The following is a 16332-nucleotide window of genomic DNA, read 5'->3' as shown; positions in this document are numbered from 1 at the left end:
TTTGACCAAATTCATCTTTAGATGTTATCTCTATAGGCTGTGCTTTGTTTGTCTTGTGATTTAGTAGATCAAAGAAAGATAGTAGGCCTGTTTTTAGTTTGAGGATGATTTTTAGGAGGTAAGACGATAGGTAAAGTGAGAGCAATAGTCCTAAAATAAGCACCACTACAAGCACTCCAACAGATGCATAAGCAAGTGAGTTTAGATCCTCTAAAAGCTCATCTTTGTCAAGCTCGCCGATAAGATACCAGCCCATACTTTTGATATATTTTGAGCCGATCAATAAATTTCTGCCATCCTTATCTAGCGATATGTAGCTGCCATTTTCGTTGATTAGCTTTTTAAGGTTTGCATCGCCAACTAAATCTTTTAGGTTGCCGCTTACATCTTTACCGATCTTGATGTCGCCTTTTTCATCGACTAGTAGAAATTTACCGCCACGACCTATCTTTTGTGACTGGACAAAATTTACTATCTCGCTTAAATTTACGCCAGTTGCTGCGATGCCATAAAATTTATCATCTTTTTGAACTTTGTAGTTTATATACATCATTATCTTGCCGCTGCCGTCTTCAGCCTTGTTGATGTCGATTAGGCTTAGGCTGCTGCCATCTTTTAAGGCGTAGTACCACTTGTCGTTTTCTGGGTTAATGACCTTTAAAATTTTATCTTCGACATAGTAGTTTAGGGTTCTGTCTGAGCCAAACATTATTGTATCTAGCTTTAAATTTTTAGCAAGAGTCTGAAAATAGTCAAACAAGACCTTTCTGCCGTGCTCGTCCTCGCCATTTTTGACCCAGTCTATTAAGAAGCTATTTTGAGTTATTTGATAAGAAGCGTCGATTATCTTATCGATGTAAGATTCTATTTTATAACCAACTTCATTGACAGCAAGTGGGAATTCTTTACTTTCGACCCTGTCGGTATATAAATTTTTAGCCATGTTATAGGTCACAAGACCAACCACACTAACACAAACCAAAAGCATGACACTTAGCACAAGTGCCGTTCTCATCCTGAGTGACTTCATTGCATTCTCCTTAAAGTAAATTGACAATTTTATTACAATATATTTAAATAATATTAAATTTTATAAATTAGAAATTTGTGAGATTTTTTGCAAGAAGCATCTTGCCTCTTGCAAATTTATATTAGGATTTATTTTTTAAGGTCGTATTTAGCGAGCATTTTGTCAAATTCGCCAGATTTTTGTAGCTCTTCGATCGTGGCGTCTATTTTTTTGATGAGCTCAGTATGTTTGCCCTTATCAAATGCCATTGCAAAGCCCTCTGTACCGTCAGGAAGTCTTAAAAACTCCTCTAGGTCTGGATTTTGTTTTAGATACTCTATACCTATCGGGCTATCAGTAAGCACAACATCGATCTTGCCGGCATTTAGTGACATTATAGCTGCCGCTACATTTTCAGCTGGGATTGACTGAGTTGTGATCTTTTTAGCTGCCTCTTCTTGAAGTGTGCCAACTTGAGCTGAAATTTTCTTATCTTTAAGATTGTCTTTATTTACATCTGAGCCTTTTTTGCGGATAAATAAATTCTCTGAAAAATAATATGGCTTAGTAAAATCAACAGACTTTCTTCTCTCGTCAGTTGCGCTCATACCGCTTATCGCGATATCGATCTTACCTGTTTTTAAAGCTGGTATTAGCCCATCAAAACTCATGTTTGCAACGTCAAATTTGATCCCAGTTTTTTTAGTGATTTCATTTAGAAGATCGATCTCAAAGCCAACGATTTGATTTTTATCATCAAGATATTCAAACGGAGGATAATCAGCACTTGAACCAACTTTATAAACTACCTCTTTGCTAGCTTCTGGCGCATTTGCAGCGGTTTTTTTGCCACTATCATCACCACAACCTATAAAAAACAGGGCTAACCCTAACGCTAGAACTTTTAACAAATTTTTCATTTTACTCCTTATTAGTGATTTAAAATTTTGCCTAAAAACTCTCGCAGACGCTCGTGCTGCGGATTTGTAAAGACGTTTTTTGGCGTGTCATCAACTGCTATCTTGCCTTTGTCCATAAAGAAAATTCTATTTGCCACGTTTCTTGCAAAGCCCATTTCGTGAGTCACCACAAGCATCGTTATGCCCTTTGCTGCGACATCTTTCATGATATCAAGCACCTCGCCGATCATCTCAGGATCTAGCGCGCTTGTTGGCTCGTCAAATAGTATCACCTCCGGCTCCATTGCTAGGCTTCTAGCGATGGCGATACGCTGCTTTTGACCTCCTGAGAGCTTATGCGGGTAGGCAAATTTCTTATCGCTTAGCCCAACACTCTTTAGCAGTTCATCTGCCCTCCTCTCAGCACTCTCTTTATCTAATATCCCAGCTTTTATCGGAGCTAGAGTTAAATTTTGCAAGACGTTTTTGTTTGCAAAAAGGTTAAAGTGCTGAAACACCATGCTCACTTTTTGACGAATTTTATTTATGTCTGATTTTTTATTGAGGATATCTTCGCCATTTATCTTGATATGCCCGCTATCTGGCTCTTCAAGGCGGTTTATGCAACGCAAAAATGTACTTTTTCCACCGCCGCTTGGGCCAATTATCGCTATGACTTCACCTTTTTTGATATCTACGCTAATGTCATTTAAAACACGCAAATCGCCATAGCTTTTGTTTAAATTTTTAATCTCAATCATGGCGATTTAGTCTCCTCTCAAGTAGTTTCACCAAAAGGGTGAAAAATTTAACGCTCACGTAATATACAATGCCCGTAAAAATGACTGGCTCTGGGCTGTAAAAGACCGCTTGAAGGCTCTTACTTTGCATCGTGATATCAACGACGCTTATGTAGCCAACGACTGAGGTCTCTTTAAAAAGCGAGATAAACTCATTTGCAAGCGCTGGCAAGATATTTTTAGTAGCTTGCGGGAAGACTATCTCACGCATCGAAACGTAGTAGTTTAGCCCCATCGCACGAGCAGCCTCCATCTGACCTTTATCGACGCTATTTATGCCGCTTCTTACGATCTCAGCGACATATGCTGAGCTATTTAAGCCAAGTGCGATCACAGCGACGTAGAAGTTATCACTCCAAGTGGCAAAAATCACCACTGAAAATATAAGAAGTTGAAGTATTACAGGCGTTCCACGCAAGATGTCGATATACTCATCTATGACGAAATTTAAAACCTTGATATCTAAAAATTTAATAAAAGCTAAAATAAATCCAAGTGTGATACCTATAGCGATACCGCCTATCGTAAGACCAAGTGTTACTCCGTAACTTTTGATATATGCGATCTCTTGCGCCTCGCTAAGATCTCTTGGATAGAAAAAATATGTTCCAAGTGAGACAATTATTATAAAAAATAGAAATTTGGCTAAATTTTGAGCGTTCAACTTCATCCTTTCTTTAAAATGTAGCCTTAAATGATACGAAAAAAAATATATCATTTTGCTTAAATGAATTTAAGGATTGTCTTAGCATTGAAATTTAAATAAATTTGTAATAACATAAGCGTTTTATTTTATTTGAAAGGAAATTTATGAGCTTTGGGTCTTATTTAGCCATCGCCATCTATTTTGGTTTCTTGCTCTTTATCGGACGATATTTCTACGATAAAAATGCAAGTATGAACGAGTATCTACTGGATAACCGCCAAATGGGTCCAGTCGTCACCGCACTTAGCGCTGGCGCTTCTGATATGAGTGGTTGGATGCTACTTGGCGTGCCCGGGGCTCTATACGCAACTGGCGTGGCAAATGTCTGGATGATAGCTGGTCTTATCGTGGGAGCTTACTGCAACTACTTATTTCTAGCAAAAAGGCTTAGGGTCTATACTGAGGTCGCGAGCGATAGCATCACGATACCAGACTTTTTGGAAAACCGCTTTAAAGATAGGACTAAAATTTTAAGGATCATCTCAGGTCTTATCATCTTGATATTTTTCACACTTTACGTAAGTAGCGGCATCATCGCTGGTGGAAAGACTTTTGAGAGCTTTTTTGGCTTAAAATTTGCATACGGAGCGGTCTTTACGCTCATAATCGTAGTCTTTTACACATTTTTTGGTGGATTTAAGGCTGTTAGCATAACTGACGCATTTCAGGGGCTTTTGATGTTTTGCGTCCTAGTTTCAATCCCAGTCGTGGCATATCTAAATTTAGACTTGCCAAGCGATACAAATTTGATAAAAGAGATAAGCAGGCTTGATGCAAATCACCTAAATCCATTTAGAGACCAGACTTTTTGGGGCATTTTAGGCCTTCTAGCTTGGGGCTTTGGTTACTTTGGACAGCCACATATCATCGTTAGATTTATGGCGATACGCGACTCAAAAGAGCTTGCAAAGGCAAGAAGGATCGGCATTGGCTGGATGACGATCGGCCTACTAGGTGCAATTATGAGCGGACTTATCGGCTTTGTCTATTTTAGCCAAAGAGGCGGACTAAGCGACCCTGAAACCGTATTTTTAAAGCTTGGCGAGCTACTTTTCCCACCATTTTTTATAGGTATCATCATCTCAGCGGTGCTTTCAGCGATCATGAGTACCATCTCAAGCCAGCTTTTGGTCACTTCAAGCTCGGTCACAAAGGACTTCATCTTTGCCTTTTATAAAAAAGAGGTGAGTCAAAGCACGCAAACAGCGATCAGCCGCTATGCAGTCGTGGTCGTAGCGATAATTGCCACAGTGCTTGCCTTTATCTCTACAGATAACGTTCTAAACGTCGTTGGCAACGCTTGGGCTGGATTTGGCGCGAGCTTTGGTCCGGTACTGCTTTTTAGCCTTTACTGGAAACGTATGAGCGCACTTGGAGCGCTTGCTGGTATGATAGCTGGCGGTGCTACCGTGATATTTTGGATAACATCAGGGCTAAATGCCTATGTTTATGAAATTTTACCAGGTATTTTAACCTCAAGCCTAGCCATCATCATGGTCAGTATCTGGGGCGACGCGATAAATAAAATGACTAGCGAGCCACACGAGCAAGTGATAAAAGATGAATTTGAAAAGATGAAGACAAGGCTTTAAATTTAAATAAGGTGGCTAGCTTTAGCCACCATCAAATTTACTCTAATTTTAAATTTCAAATTTCTTAAAACTAACCCTTGGATTTATAGTTAGCTTATCATGCGAGATAAACTCTTGTTTTAAGTATTTCTCACGTCCAGCTCTTGCTATCATCAGCGCATTATCAGAGCAAAACGCAAGTGGGGCTAGTAAAAGCTCACATCCATTTTTTTGACAAAGTGCTTCAAGCCTTTTTCGTAAATTTAAATTTGCACTCGCTCCGCCAACCACGCCAAATCGCTTGAAATTTCTTAGCTTGAAAACCCTTTCAAGCTTATTTAAGATGTGCTCACAAGCCGTATTTTCAAAGGCGTAGCAAATATCTGCGATATCTTTTTGTGTGATAGTTTCAAGCTTTGAAATTTCAACTCTGACTTGGTTTTTAAGCCCTGAAAAGCTGTATTCAAGGCGCTTATCGTGAAGAAGTGGGACGGTAAATTTAAACCTCTCTTTATCCTCACACAAAAGTGCGTTTTGCTGCACCACAGCACCGCCTGGGTAGCCAAGATCAAGCATCTTTGCCACCTTGTCAAAGCTCTCGCCAAAGCTATCATCACTTGTGCTTGCAAGCTCTGTAATTTCGCCATTTTCGCTAATCTCAAGTATCATCGTATGTCCGCCACTAACTAGCAAAACGCCAAGTGGGAAGGTGGCTTCATGGTCTAAAAATAGCGAGTAGATGTGACCAACTAGGTGATTTACGGCGATTAGTGGGATATTTAGGGCGATGCTTAGCGATTTTGCCATGCTGACGCCGCCTATCAGGCTCACGCTTAGCCCTGGCTCGTTTGTCACAGCGATGGCGTTTATATCTTTTAAATTTGGCAAGATATCATTTAAAAGTGCTGGCAGCGCCTTTGTGTGAAGCCTTGCCGCAAGCTCTGGGACCACGCCACCAAAGATAGCGTGCTCCTCTTCTTGCGAGATCTTTTTATAATAAATTTGCTCCAGCGTGCCTTCATCTATGAGCGCGACAGAGCTGTCATCGCAGCTACTTTCGATGCCAAGTATCATCTAAACTCCGCTAGTATCATGCCAGCAAATTTCTCTTTGCCATTTTCGCTTTTGTAAAACTCAACTCGGTAAATTTTGCCATCTTTATCTATGCTGTAGCTTTTGTTTAGGCTGTTTTTATCGATCTCTTGCTCGCTCTCATCAACGCTTTTAGTGCCATATCCTATGACGTTTACGCGCACGTTTTTGAGAGTTTTTACTTTAAAACTTTTTTTAACGCTAAATTTGTCGCCGCTTTTTAGCTCCTGCTCTTTGCCATCGATCAAAAGAGAAATTTTATCAAGTGGCTTTGCAAACTCGAAGTATTGTGGCTTTAGTCTTGTAACAGAGCGGTTGCCATACTGCACTTTATAGGTGTCGTTATCTTTTATGACGGCGATTAGCGGATTTGGCGAGTGGTAGCTTAGCTCGCCCTTTTTAAATGGCACAAAGCTTATCACTGGTTTTAAATTTTTAAGGCTAAGAGCGTAGCTGTCAAATAACTCAAGTCTGATCTCTTTTTCGATCGCTTTTTTCACGCTTTTGACATCAAGCTCAAATGGCCTAGTAAAGCTAATGCCAGCCTTTTTCATATACTCTTCGATCGCTACTAGGTGATAATATGTCCTTTGCTCGGCGTTTAAATTTTTGCTAGCTTCGTTTGCAAAGGCGGACTTGTTTTGCGTGATCGCGTAGTAGGTGAGGCTTTTTAGCATCTCTTTATCGCCCATCGCCGTGTGCGTGTTTTTGACGTGATATTGGTGTTTTGGGTCTATGAGGTGCTTATTTAGCACGTCTTTTACACTTGAGGCGATGCTTTCAAGCTCTGGATACTTTGAGCCTGGTAGCGTGCTTTGGTCGATGATGCAGGTGTTGCCCCATTTGTCTGGATTTTCGTCCTTGCTTATAAATTTATCTCTATAATATCCGCTGCCATCGTGTAAATTTAAGATGAGAGTGACGTTTTTGTCGGTGATGACGTCTTTTATCTTCATCACTGAGTTGTAGTCTGGATCGTCCTTTTCGACGTGAGCGAATTTTCTATTCATATCGCCCTTTGTGCCGCGACTTCGCTCGATGATGCTTGGGAAATTTAAATTTGGCACAACCCAAAGCGAGCCTTTTGTGATGTTATAGTCGGTTGCCACGATAGAAGCCGCCAAAAAGCCGCCTGGCTCGTCGCCTTGTATGCCACCGATTAAGAGCATAGTATTGCTACTTGGCTCACCTTTTTTGATAAGTGCATAGTCCAGTGCGCCTGCATTTGCAAGGCTTGCAGCCGCTAGAGCTGCTAGAAAAAGTCTAAATTTACGCATTAATATCCTTCGTAATGCTTTGTCTTTGGCAAAAGCAAATTTAAAACTATACCAGTAACCGCGCCAAGTCCGATACCTGAAAATTTAACCGCTCCAAGGTCAAGCACCATGCCGCCGATGGCGAAGATGAAGATGAGGGCTACGATTATCATATTTCTAGGGTCGGCAAGATCTACTCTGTTTTTTATAAGTGTCTCCATGCCAACGCTTGCGATGATGCCAAAAAGTAGCAACATGATACCGCCGATGACTGGAGCTGGGATGGTTGAGAGCACCGCGCCAAGCTTGCCAACAAAGGCTAGCACGATAGCGGTGATCGCCGCAAAGGTCATGATCGCTGGATTATACGCTTTTGTGAGGCTAACTGCGCCTGTGACCTCTGAGTAGGTGGTGTTTGGTGGACCACCAAAGGCAGCAGCTAGCGAGGTGGCCAGACCGTCGCCTAAAAGGGTATTTTTAAGACCTGGATTTTTCAAAAAATCCTCTTTTGTGACATTTGAGATAGCGAGCATATCGCCGATGTGCTCGATCGCTGGGGCGATGGCGATAGGTATCATATAGATGATCGCTTCGAGTTCAAATTTTGGCGCGCTAAAGCTTGGCACTCTAAACCAAGGGGCGCTTGCGATGGCGCTAAAATCAACCATACCAAAGCAGTAAGCCACGATGTAGCCAGCGATGATGCCAAGCAGGATCGGTATGAGCCTAAACATCCCCCGTCCTAGCATCATGACAACGATAGTAGCGATAAGCGAGGTGGCTGCAACTATCATCGCTACGTTTTGGGTGTAAGCCTCAGTAGCTGAAGTAGCCATCTTAACGGCATTTGGAGCTAGTATGAGGCCTATGGTCATGATAACAGGACCAACGACAACTGGAGGCAAAATTTTATGCAAAATTTTCTCGCCGCCAAAGCGAACGACAAGACTTAGCGCGACGTAGAAAAATCCAGCAAATATAACTCCGCCCATCGTCACTGGTATGCCCCATTTTTCGATGCCATACTGAAGCGGAGCGATGAAGGCAAACGAGCTTGCTAGAAAGATCGGTGGGACATTTTTTCTAGTTATTAGCTGAAAAAGCAGCGTGCCAAGACCTGCTGTAAAGAGCGCTACGTTTGCATCAAGCCCCGTAAGGATAGGCACGAGCACCAGCGCGCCAAAGGCGACAAATAAAAACTGCACACCGATCAAGCTTTGCTTAAGATCAAATTTATACCCCTCATACCTTTGCATTTAGCATCCTTTTTGCGTATTCTCGAACCTCTTTATCAACTTCATAAATTTCATCTACGCTTGAAATTTTTATATCTTTAAATTTCTTAGCCAAGCCCAAAATGAGCCTTGAGATATCTAAAAATGAGCACTTTTTCTCTAAAAAGCTAAATACTCCAACCTCGTTTGCAGCGTTTATGACGACACCTAGGTCAGGACTGGCTAAGACTTCATCTTTTAGCGAAAAGACTGGATATTTTTTAAGGCTGATCTTGTGAAATTTGATATTTTTTAGATCAAGTAAATTTGCGTGCGAGACGATATTTTGCTCAACTTTTTCAAAGATAGCATGCGCGATAGCTAGCTTCATATCTGTGCGTGAGAGGTGCATCGTGCTTGAGCCGTCGATAAACTCGACTACGGCGTGGATGGCTGAGGTTGGCTCTATCACGGCCTCGATATCTTTGATGCCATAAAGCCAGTAGGCCTCCATCACCTCAAAAAGCTTGTTTGTCATCATCGCGCTATCAATGGTGATCTTTGCGCCCATATCCCAGTTTGGGTGTTTAAGTGCGTCAGACGGCGTGGCATCTTTTAGAAATTTGATCGGTTTTTTATAAAATGCCCCACCGCTTGCTGTGATGATGAGCTTGCTTGGGGTAGTTTTGTTTTCTAGTAGAAATTTAAGCCCAAAATGTTCGCTATCAATTGGCAAAATTTCTCTTGTTTTTAAAAATTTACCGCCAACTACAAGGCTCTCTTTGTTTGCAAGTGCTAGCTTTTTACCAAGTGCTTGTGTCTTTAGGCTAGGAGCAAGTCCAGCAAAGCCAACAAGGGCGTTTATCACCTTTTTTGAGCTTGAAATTTCAAGCATTTCTAGCAGTCCAGCCTCGCCAAAAAAGATGTTTTTAGCCTCAATGTTTTTTACATTTTTAGCTAGCTTTTCATCGCCCACACAGACAAATTTTGGCTTAAATTTTAAAATTTGCTCGTTTAGAAGATCAACATTTTTAGCGCAGCTTAGCGCCTCAACCTCTACATTAAATTTCTCGCAGAGCGCTAGAGTATTTTTGCCGATCGAGCCAGTTGAGCCAAGTATTACCACGATAGCGACCAAAGTAGCGCAACAACGCCAAATAAATAACCATCTATCCTATCAAGCATGCCACCGTGACCTGGAAAAAGCGTGCCACTGTCTTTGACGCCGCAAAGTCTTTTTAGATAGCTCTCAAAGAGATCTCCCCAGACCGCAAAGACGCAGACTAAAAAGCTTGAAAATAGAATTTGAAAAAATCCATCTGTTACGAAATTTCCAACGACGCAGCCAACTATGGTGCCTACTACCACGCCGCCAACTGCACCCTCGATAGTCTTGTTTGGTGAGCTTGGGCTAAATGGGTGCTTGCCAAAGGCTTTGCCAATAAAAAATGCGCCACTATCGCTCGCAACTACGCTTAAGATAAGCCATACAAGATAGCCCATGCCATACTCTGAATAAAGCATCCACATCATAAATATAGGAGTTGTTGGATAGACAAAAGGGGCAACTAGCTTTAAATTTTCGCTTTTTATATGCGCAAGGATAGATGCTACCAGCATGATAGCTAGGATCGCGATGAAGATCGGATTTGTAAAATATGTAAGCACGTAAAATGCGAGCGCTGCATAAACTAGCTGTTTGTGATCGATGCCATAAAGCTTGAGCGACTCGTTAAAGGCAAAGTAAAGCACCGCGCCAAGCAAAATAAAATTTAAAATATAATTATCTATAAAAAAAACTACCAAAATAGCAACAAACATCAAAACGCCAGTGATAATGCGTGAAGACATACACTCTCCTTAAAATCGTTATTTTGCCGTAATTATAACACTTAAAATTTAGATGGCGTTTATAAGAGTGAAATTTGGTTTAAAATGTGTTTTGAGTTGGTAAATTTTAGATTTATTTGGGTGGCTACGCAAAAAATTTATGCGATGAAAACAAAAGATTGTTTATTCTTATATCTAGAAATTATTTTCCTCAAAAAAGTCGGTGTCGATCTTGCAAATTTCATATATCTGACCTGTTTGAACGCCTACTTTATACTTTATTATTAGCTCGGCCAGTCTGTCGCCATCTATCAAGACTACGCTAAAGTTTTGACTATCTTTGGCAAACGTTTGGGCCTCTTTTGTAAATTTTGCCGTTGTAATAAAGACGCCTTTTTTGGTATTTTTATTTGAGATAGCGCCGATGAACCGCTGTACCTCTTGCCTGCCTATATATTGCTACCATCCTTATATCTCTTTGCTTGGATGTAAATTTTAGAAAGTCCTAGCTCATCCATGACGCCGTCTAATCGACATCTAGTTCCATGGTTCATTTTTCTAAAATTTTTTTAATCTTAAAAGCTATAATCACCACATGAAATATGTAAGCCTAACAGAGTTTTTCTCTGATAATATCAACTTATTTATAAACGTGATCGCTTCATTGTTTGCGCTATTTTTTTGTTTTAGTGTTGGTTTTGGTCTTTTATTTTTTATTACTTTGCCGCTTGGCTATATAATGGGCTTAGTCTTGTCGTTTCCACTTTTAATATTTGTGTTTTTAGTATTTGCAGCGTTAGATATTTGTATCTGTATCTTGGTGTCAGTTTGCAGAGTTTTTAAATAAATTTGGGGCTTTTTACAGCCCCTTTGCTACTTTATAGCAGCCATTTTTCTACGCATATAAGCTATGCGGCTTTGAAGTGGTAGGTGTTTTGGGCAGTTGTCTTCGCAGCCAAGCAAAGTCATACAACCAAATACGCCATCATCATCGCCGATTAGCTCGTAAAAGTCCTCATCGGTTCTCTTATCAAGTGCGTCTATCTTAAATCTAGCAACCCTGTTTAGACCAACAGCGCCGATGAAATCAGGTCTCATGATAGCTGTTCCACAAGATGCGACGCAAATTCCGCACTCTATACAGCGATCAAGCTCGAAAACCTCTTGAGCGACTTCTGGCTCAACTTTCTCTTCAAGCTTAGAGATATCTGTCTCATGATCTGTGTGTATCCAGCTCTCGACACGCTTGCTCATAGCGTTCATCCAGTTGCCAGTATCTACGCTTAGATCTTTTAGTAGTTTAAAGACTGGCAAAGGCATAAGCTCGATGACACCGCTTTCAAAGTCTTTTGTTAGGGTTCTGCAAGCTAGGCTTGGTTTGCCATTTACTAGCATGCCACAACTTCCGCAAATTCCCGCACGACAAACAAAGTCAAAGCTAAGATCTGGATCAAATTTCTCGCGAATTTGATTTAACGCGATAAATAGCGTCATGCCATCAGTCTCTTCAAGCTCATAAGTCGCAAAATGAGGCTTTGAAACTTTGCTTAAAGGATTGTATTTAAAAGCTTTTATGGTTATTTTTCTACTCATTTCCTATACCTGCTCTTTCATTTGGTGCTTTATATTTTGGTTGAAGGTCATAGTGCATCAAAGCCTCTTGAATTTCTTGTCTGCTCTTGCCTTCTGCTTGCATTTTCTCGCGAATTTCATCGACCTCTTTTTGGCGGATAGCGCTGTTTGGATGCTCGATGATATTTCCTTTTGCACCATAACCTCTAAATGCTGGCGGCATCTCCATCTTCATGATATCAAGTGGCTCATAAGTGATAGTTGGCATAGTGTCGCCTTCTTTCCAGCTTGTAAGCGTTCTGTTTAGCCAGTTAAGGTCATCTCTTTTTGGATAGTCTTCACGGCAGTGAGCACCACGGCTCTCTGTTCTATCAAGCGCACCTTTTGCGATACAAAGCGCTAGTTTTAGCATCTTTGGCACGCGGTAAGCCTCTTCAAGCTCTGGGTTGCCAAATAGTGCTTTGTTGCTTACTTTTACATCAAGTGACTCTTTGTAGAGTGCTTCAAGTTCTTTAACAGCAAGCTCTAGACCTTTGCCTGTTCTAAATATCGCAACGTGCTCCCACATTACCTCTTTCATCTTGTTTTTGATATCAAAGACGTTAAATTTACCCTCTTTTGTGACAAGGCTATTTAGATAGTCTTCCTGTTTTTTAACAAATTTCTCGATATCAGCTGTGTTTATCTCGATCTCGTGGCTAGCACAATAATCTGCAAAATAATCACCAACGATCATACCAGCGACGACTGTCTCAGAAACTGAGTTACCACCAAGGCGGTTAAAGCCGTGCATATCCCAGCAAGCAGCCTCACCAGCGCTAAATAGACCTGCTAGTGTTGGGCTCTCGCCAGTTGGTTTTGTCTTGATGCCACCCATTGAGTAGTGCTGCATAGGTAGGATCGGCGCCCAGCCTTTGCCACGCTGATGTCCTGTCTCGTCAGTATATACTTCAGTATCAGCAGGATCGATGCCGTTAAAAATTTCGCAAATTTCTTGAACGTCACGTAAATTTTTCTCGATGTGCTCGCGTCCAAGGATAGAGATATCAAGCCAAACGTGATAACCATAAGGGCTAGGTACGCCTTTGCCTGCACGGATGTGCTCCATGATACGGCGGCTAACGACGTCACGGCTAGCTAGCTCTTTTTTCTCTGGTTCATAATCAGGCATAAAGCGGTATCCATCAACGTCACGTAAAATTCCACCATCACCGCGGCAACCTTCTGTTAAAAGAATGCCAGATGGGACGATCGGAGTTGGGTGAAACTGAACAGCTTCCATGTTGCCAAGCTGAGCTACGCCAGTCTCAAGTGCGATCGCAGCGCCGATACCCTCGCAAACAACAGCGTTTGTAGTGTGTTTATAAACTCTACCATAACCGCCAGTTGCTATCAGTGTGCCTTTTGAAACATAAGCTGTGATCTCGCCATTTACTAGGTCACGAACGATCGCGCCGTAACAGCGATTATTTTGGTGTATCAAAGCGATCGCCTCTTTGCGGTCGTGAATTTCTACATTGTGCTTAAGCGCTTCGTTTGCAACAGCAAAAAGCATGGTGTGACCAGTTGCGTCAGCTGTGTAGCAAGTTCTCCACTTTTTTGTACCACCAAAGTCACGTGAGTGGATAAGACCATGGACCTCTTCTTTTTCAACGATAGTTGTCTTTTGAGCGTTGATGATAGCGCTTCTTTCGCCTTTTGTGATCCTAGTCCAAGGCACACCCCAAGCTGCAAGCTCACGAATCGCTTTTGGAGCAGTTTGACAAAACATACGTGCAACTTGTTGATCACAACCCCAGTCGCTACCTTTTACTGTGTCAGCAAAGTGTACATCTTCGTTATCACCTTCACTCATTTTAGAGTTACCAAGGCTTGCTTGCATGCCGCCTTGCGCAGCAGCAGAGTGAGAGCGTTTTACAGGGATAAGGCTCAAAACTACGGTGCTTAAACCCTTTTCACCAGCAGCCACAGCAGCTCTAAGACCAGCTAGACCGCCACCAATTACCAATGCGTCATAATATTTTACATTCATCTTCTAGCTCCTTTTTAATGGCTGATCCACACGAAATCAGCGATCAAAGCGATCACAGCAAGTATGCCATAAATGACAAATACAACTGTCTTTGCCTTATTTCTTTTGGCAAACATTTCGTGTTTATTTACGCCATCAATGCTTACCCATTTGACATATAAGCGGTACATACCAACGCTAGCGTGAACGACCATGAAAACAAGTAGTGCGAAGTAGAAAATTTCTAGTTTGTGAAAAGCAGCAGCTGATTTGTCAGCAGTGATGTGTCCGCCAAAGATGATATCTATGAGGTGGGCGCTTGCTGCAAAAAATAGAGCAAAGCCTGTTAAAAACTGGAACCACCAAAGTGTGGTATCAAGGTGCTTCATGCGGTCTTTGTGGCCTCTAAACATTAAGTATTGTCTATAATTTGCAGGAAATTTTCTCATTGCCAAGAAGGCGTGAGTTACAAAAACTACAAAGATAACAGCAGCTATAGCATTTGTGATCCACCAAGTAGCCTCGCCAAATAAAAATTTAGCCTCTGCAAATCCTACGACAGCGTTAAATGCGTCTTTGCCAAGTAGTATAGTAGAAGTAAAAACCATATGGCACAATATGAAACAGGCTAGAATAAATCCTGTAATACTTTGCCATCTATCCCAAGCGGCTGGAGTGCGGCTTTTTTTGCCGTCCGACCGTTTCCCCAAAAAACCTTCTATAAGCCCGGTCATGAGCCCTCCTAAGAAATTTGAAATAAGTTATCATTTCTTAATACTAATTTAAACATTAGCATTAATTGATAAAGCTAATGTTATCAGAACTTTACTTTAATAAATTTTAAATATTGACATTAAATTTTCGTAAATCTCTTGTAGAGTTTAATATAGACAAAAATTCCGAACCCGCACATAATAAGTGATAAAATTTGCCCCATTGATAGACCAAAAATAATAAATCCAAGTCCAGAATCAGGCTCTCTGTAAAATTCACAAATAAATCTTGCAAATGTGTATAAAATGGCGTAAAGTGCTATGAGCTCGCCATTAAATTTCTTATATTTTCTATATAAAAATAAAATGACAAAAATAACTAAACCTTCTAAGAATGCTTCATAAAGCTGGCTTGGATGTCTTGGCTGGCCAAAGACATTTATCGCCCAAGGCACGTCTGTAACCCTACCAAAAAGCTCTTGATTTAAGAAATTTCCTATCCTGCCAAAGGTGTAGCCAAAAGGTATGCAGATGGCGCAAAGATCGAGTAGCTGCCAAGCGTTTTGCTTATATCTTTTGCAAAATAAAATTGTCGCTAGCAAAAAGCCAACCACAGCGCCGTGATAGCTCATGCCGCGAATTCCTATAAACTCGCCGTTGTGGATTGGATTAAAAATTTGCCAAGGCTGCGTTAGATAATATCCCGCTTCGCCAGAATAAACTAAAACCCAGCCAAGTCTAGCGCCTAAAATGACGCCTATTTCTACCCAAAAAAAGTAGTTATCTAAAAGTTGATTTGAGATAGGGATATCATCTTTTTTAACGAGATACTTTGCCATGGCAAGCGCCAAAACAAGGGCCAAAATATACATAAGCCCATACCAGTGCACGCTAAAGCCAAAGAGGCTAAAGGCGACTGGGTTAAAGTGGTTATAAATGTCGTTCCAAATTTCCATTTTTTACTTTCTTTTTAAATTTATGCGATTTTACAATTAATAAATAAACAGCGCTTTGCTGCCAAGTGGCAAGGCTAGAAATTTAAACTCGCTTGCTTCAAATTCTTTGCAAAATTTAAATAGCTCAGCAAACTCGGCTTCGTTTAAATTTACGCTCCAGATCGCTCCAGCATCATTAAATTCTCTTTCAAACTCGCTTAAATTTTTAGTGGCGAAGTAGTGCTCAAAGCGGCTCATCAACGAAAATGGCGTAAAAAATTTAACCTCATCTTTTATCTCAAATTTCATCACGCCACCATCTTTTATGGCTTCGTTTATCGCTTCATTCACAGCCCCTGAGTAGGCTCTAACAAGCCCTCCAGTGCCAAGCTTTATCCCGCCAAAGTAGCGAACTATCAAGACCCCAACGTTTATAAGCTGTGCTCCTCTTAGCGCGTTTAGGCTTGGCTGTCCGCTAGTGCCTTTTGGTTCGCCGTCATCACTTTGATTTTCAACGATTTGTCCGTATTTGTTTAGCTCCCTTGTCGCCCAAACTACATGAACAGCCTTAAAATGCTCCTCTTTTAGGTGTTCGTGCAAGCTTTTAAACGAGCTTATGGGGCACAAAAATGCTAAGAAATTTGACTTTTTTATATCAAGCTGGGCTTTAAATATCCTATCAATCGTCTGCAAAATTGCTCTTTTTTTAAAATTTTAAAAATCT

15 protein-coding genes and 1 pseudogene are annotated in these 16332 nt (G+C 41.1%); 1 reads left to right on the top strand and 15 read right to left on the bottom strand.

Translation table 11 applies throughout. The features are described from left to right. The 4 genes from CVS81_RS01685 to CVS81_RS01670 form a co-directional block, all read right to left on the bottom strand. Positions 1-1030 (bottom strand): cache domain-containing protein (locus CVS81_RS01685; RefSeq protein ID WP_159070949.1); only part of this gene is annotated, 1030 nt, incomplete at its 3' end. 128 nt (positions 1031-1158) lie between these two features. Then, positions 1159-1929, bottom strand: a complete 771-nt coding sequence (locus tag CVS81_RS01680; protein ID WP_107964879.1) for a basic amino acid ABC transporter substrate-binding protein — start codon at positions 1927-1929, stop codon at positions 1159-1161. An 11-nt stretch (positions 1930-1940) separates the two neighbouring features. Continuing rightward, positions 1941-2669 carry an amino acid ABC transporter ATP-binding protein gene (locus CVS81_RS01675; RefSeq protein WP_009294566.1) on the bottom strand — a complete coding sequence of 243 codons (729 nt, stop codon included), beginning with the start codon at positions 2667-2669 and terminating at the stop codon, positions 1941-1943. Continuing rightward, entirely contained in the window at positions 2662-3372 is a 711-nt protein-coding gene (locus CVS81_RS01670; protein ID WP_012140157.1) for an amino acid ABC transporter permease, read from the bottom strand. The genes CVS81_RS01675 and CVS81_RS01670 overlap by 8 nt, the downstream gene beginning before the upstream one ends. Before the next feature lie 146 nt (positions 3373-3518). On the opposite strand from CVS81_RS01670, the gene putP reads away from it, so the two are divergent. After that, positions 3519-5006, top strand: coding sequence for a sodium/proline symporter PutP (gene putP, locus CVS81_RS01665; protein WP_021092063.1), 1488 nt, complete (start codon positions 3519-3521; stop codon positions 5004-5006). A 48-nt stretch (positions 5007-5054) separates the two neighbouring features. Here putP and tsaD read toward each other — a convergent pair whose 3' ends face one another. From tsaD to CVS81_RS01605, 11 genes and pseudogenes are all read right to left on the bottom strand, one after another. After that, positions 5055-6059, bottom strand: a complete 1005-nt coding sequence (gene tsaD, locus CVS81_RS01660; RefSeq protein ID WP_107964878.1) for a tRNA (adenosine(37)-N6)-threonylcarbamoyltransferase complex transferase subunit TsaD — start codon at positions 6057-6059, stop codon at positions 5055-5057. Beyond that, positions 6056-7354, bottom strand: a complete 1299-nt coding sequence (locus tag CVS81_RS01655; protein WP_107964877.1) for a M99 family carboxypeptidase catalytic domain-containing protein — start codon at positions 7352-7354, stop codon at positions 6056-6058. Before CVS81_RS01655 ends, tsaD begins: the two co-directional genes overlap by 4 nt. Further along, on the bottom strand, positions 7354-8589 hold the full coding sequence (locus CVS81_RS01650; protein WP_107964876.1) for a uracil-xanthine permease family protein: 1236 nt from the start codon (positions 8587-8589) through the stop codon (positions 7354-7356). The genes CVS81_RS01655 and CVS81_RS01650 overlap by 1 nt, the downstream gene beginning before the upstream one ends. After that, positions 8576-9685, bottom strand: coding sequence for a 1-deoxy-D-xylulose-5-phosphate reductoisomerase (dxr, locus tag CVS81_RS01645; RefSeq protein WP_107964875.1), 1110 nt, complete (start codon positions 9683-9685; stop codon positions 8576-8578). Before dxr ends, CVS81_RS01650 begins: the two co-directional genes overlap by 14 nt. Continuing rightward, positions 9667-10398 carry a phosphatidate cytidylyltransferase gene (locus tag CVS81_RS01640; RefSeq protein ID WP_103616906.1) on the bottom strand — a complete coding sequence of 244 codons (732 nt, stop codon included), beginning with the start codon at positions 10396-10398 and terminating at the stop codon, positions 9667-9669. The genes dxr and CVS81_RS01640 overlap by 19 nt, the downstream gene beginning before the upstream one ends. Before the next feature lie 321 nt (positions 10399-10719). Further along, positions 10720-10794, bottom strand: a pseudogene (locus CVS81_RS09970) (restriction endonuclease); the annotation flags it as partial. Positions 10795-11250: 456 nt separating this feature from the next. Next, positions 11251-11970 (bottom strand): fumarate reductase iron-sulfur subunit, encoded by a 720-nt coding sequence (locus tag CVS81_RS01625; protein WP_004317555.1) that lies wholly within the window; start codon positions 11968-11970, stop codon positions 11251-11253. Continuing rightward, the gene (locus CVS81_RS01620) at positions 11963-13981 is read right to left on the bottom strand and encodes a fumarate reductase flavoprotein subunit (protein WP_004317497.1); all 2019 of its coding nucleotides are present in this window, start codon (positions 13979-13981) and stop codon (positions 11963-11965) included. The genes CVS81_RS01625 and CVS81_RS01620 overlap by 8 nt, the downstream gene beginning before the upstream one ends. Before the next feature lie 14 nt (positions 13982-13995). Continuing rightward, on the bottom strand, positions 13996-14694 hold the full coding sequence (locus CVS81_RS01615; RefSeq protein ID WP_107964873.1) for a fumarate reductase cytochrome b subunit: 699 nt from the start codon (positions 14692-14694) through the stop codon (positions 13996-13998). A gap of 119 nt (positions 14695-14813) precedes the next feature. After that, positions 14814-15629 carry a prolipoprotein diacylglyceryl transferase gene (lgt, locus tag CVS81_RS01610; protein ID WP_103568585.1) on the bottom strand — a complete coding sequence of 272 codons (816 nt, stop codon included), beginning with the start codon at positions 15627-15629 and terminating at the stop codon, positions 14814-14816. A gap of 36 nt (positions 15630-15665) precedes the next feature. After that, the gene (locus CVS81_RS01605; protein WP_107964872.1) at positions 15666-16301 is read right to left on the bottom strand and encodes an IMPACT family protein; all 636 of its coding nucleotides are present in this window, start codon (positions 16299-16301) and stop codon (positions 15666-15668) included. Between the last annotated feature and the right edge of the window lie 31 nt (positions 16302-16332).

The organism is Campylobacter concisus, assembly GCF_003049065.1.
GTDB classification, from domain to species: domain Bacteria; phylum Campylobacterota; class Campylobacteria; order Campylobacterales; family Campylobacteraceae; genus Campylobacter_A; species Campylobacter_A concisus_BE.
Note: the sequence above shows the minus strand (reverse complement) of the source record. Positions and strands in the feature narration are given on the sequence as shown.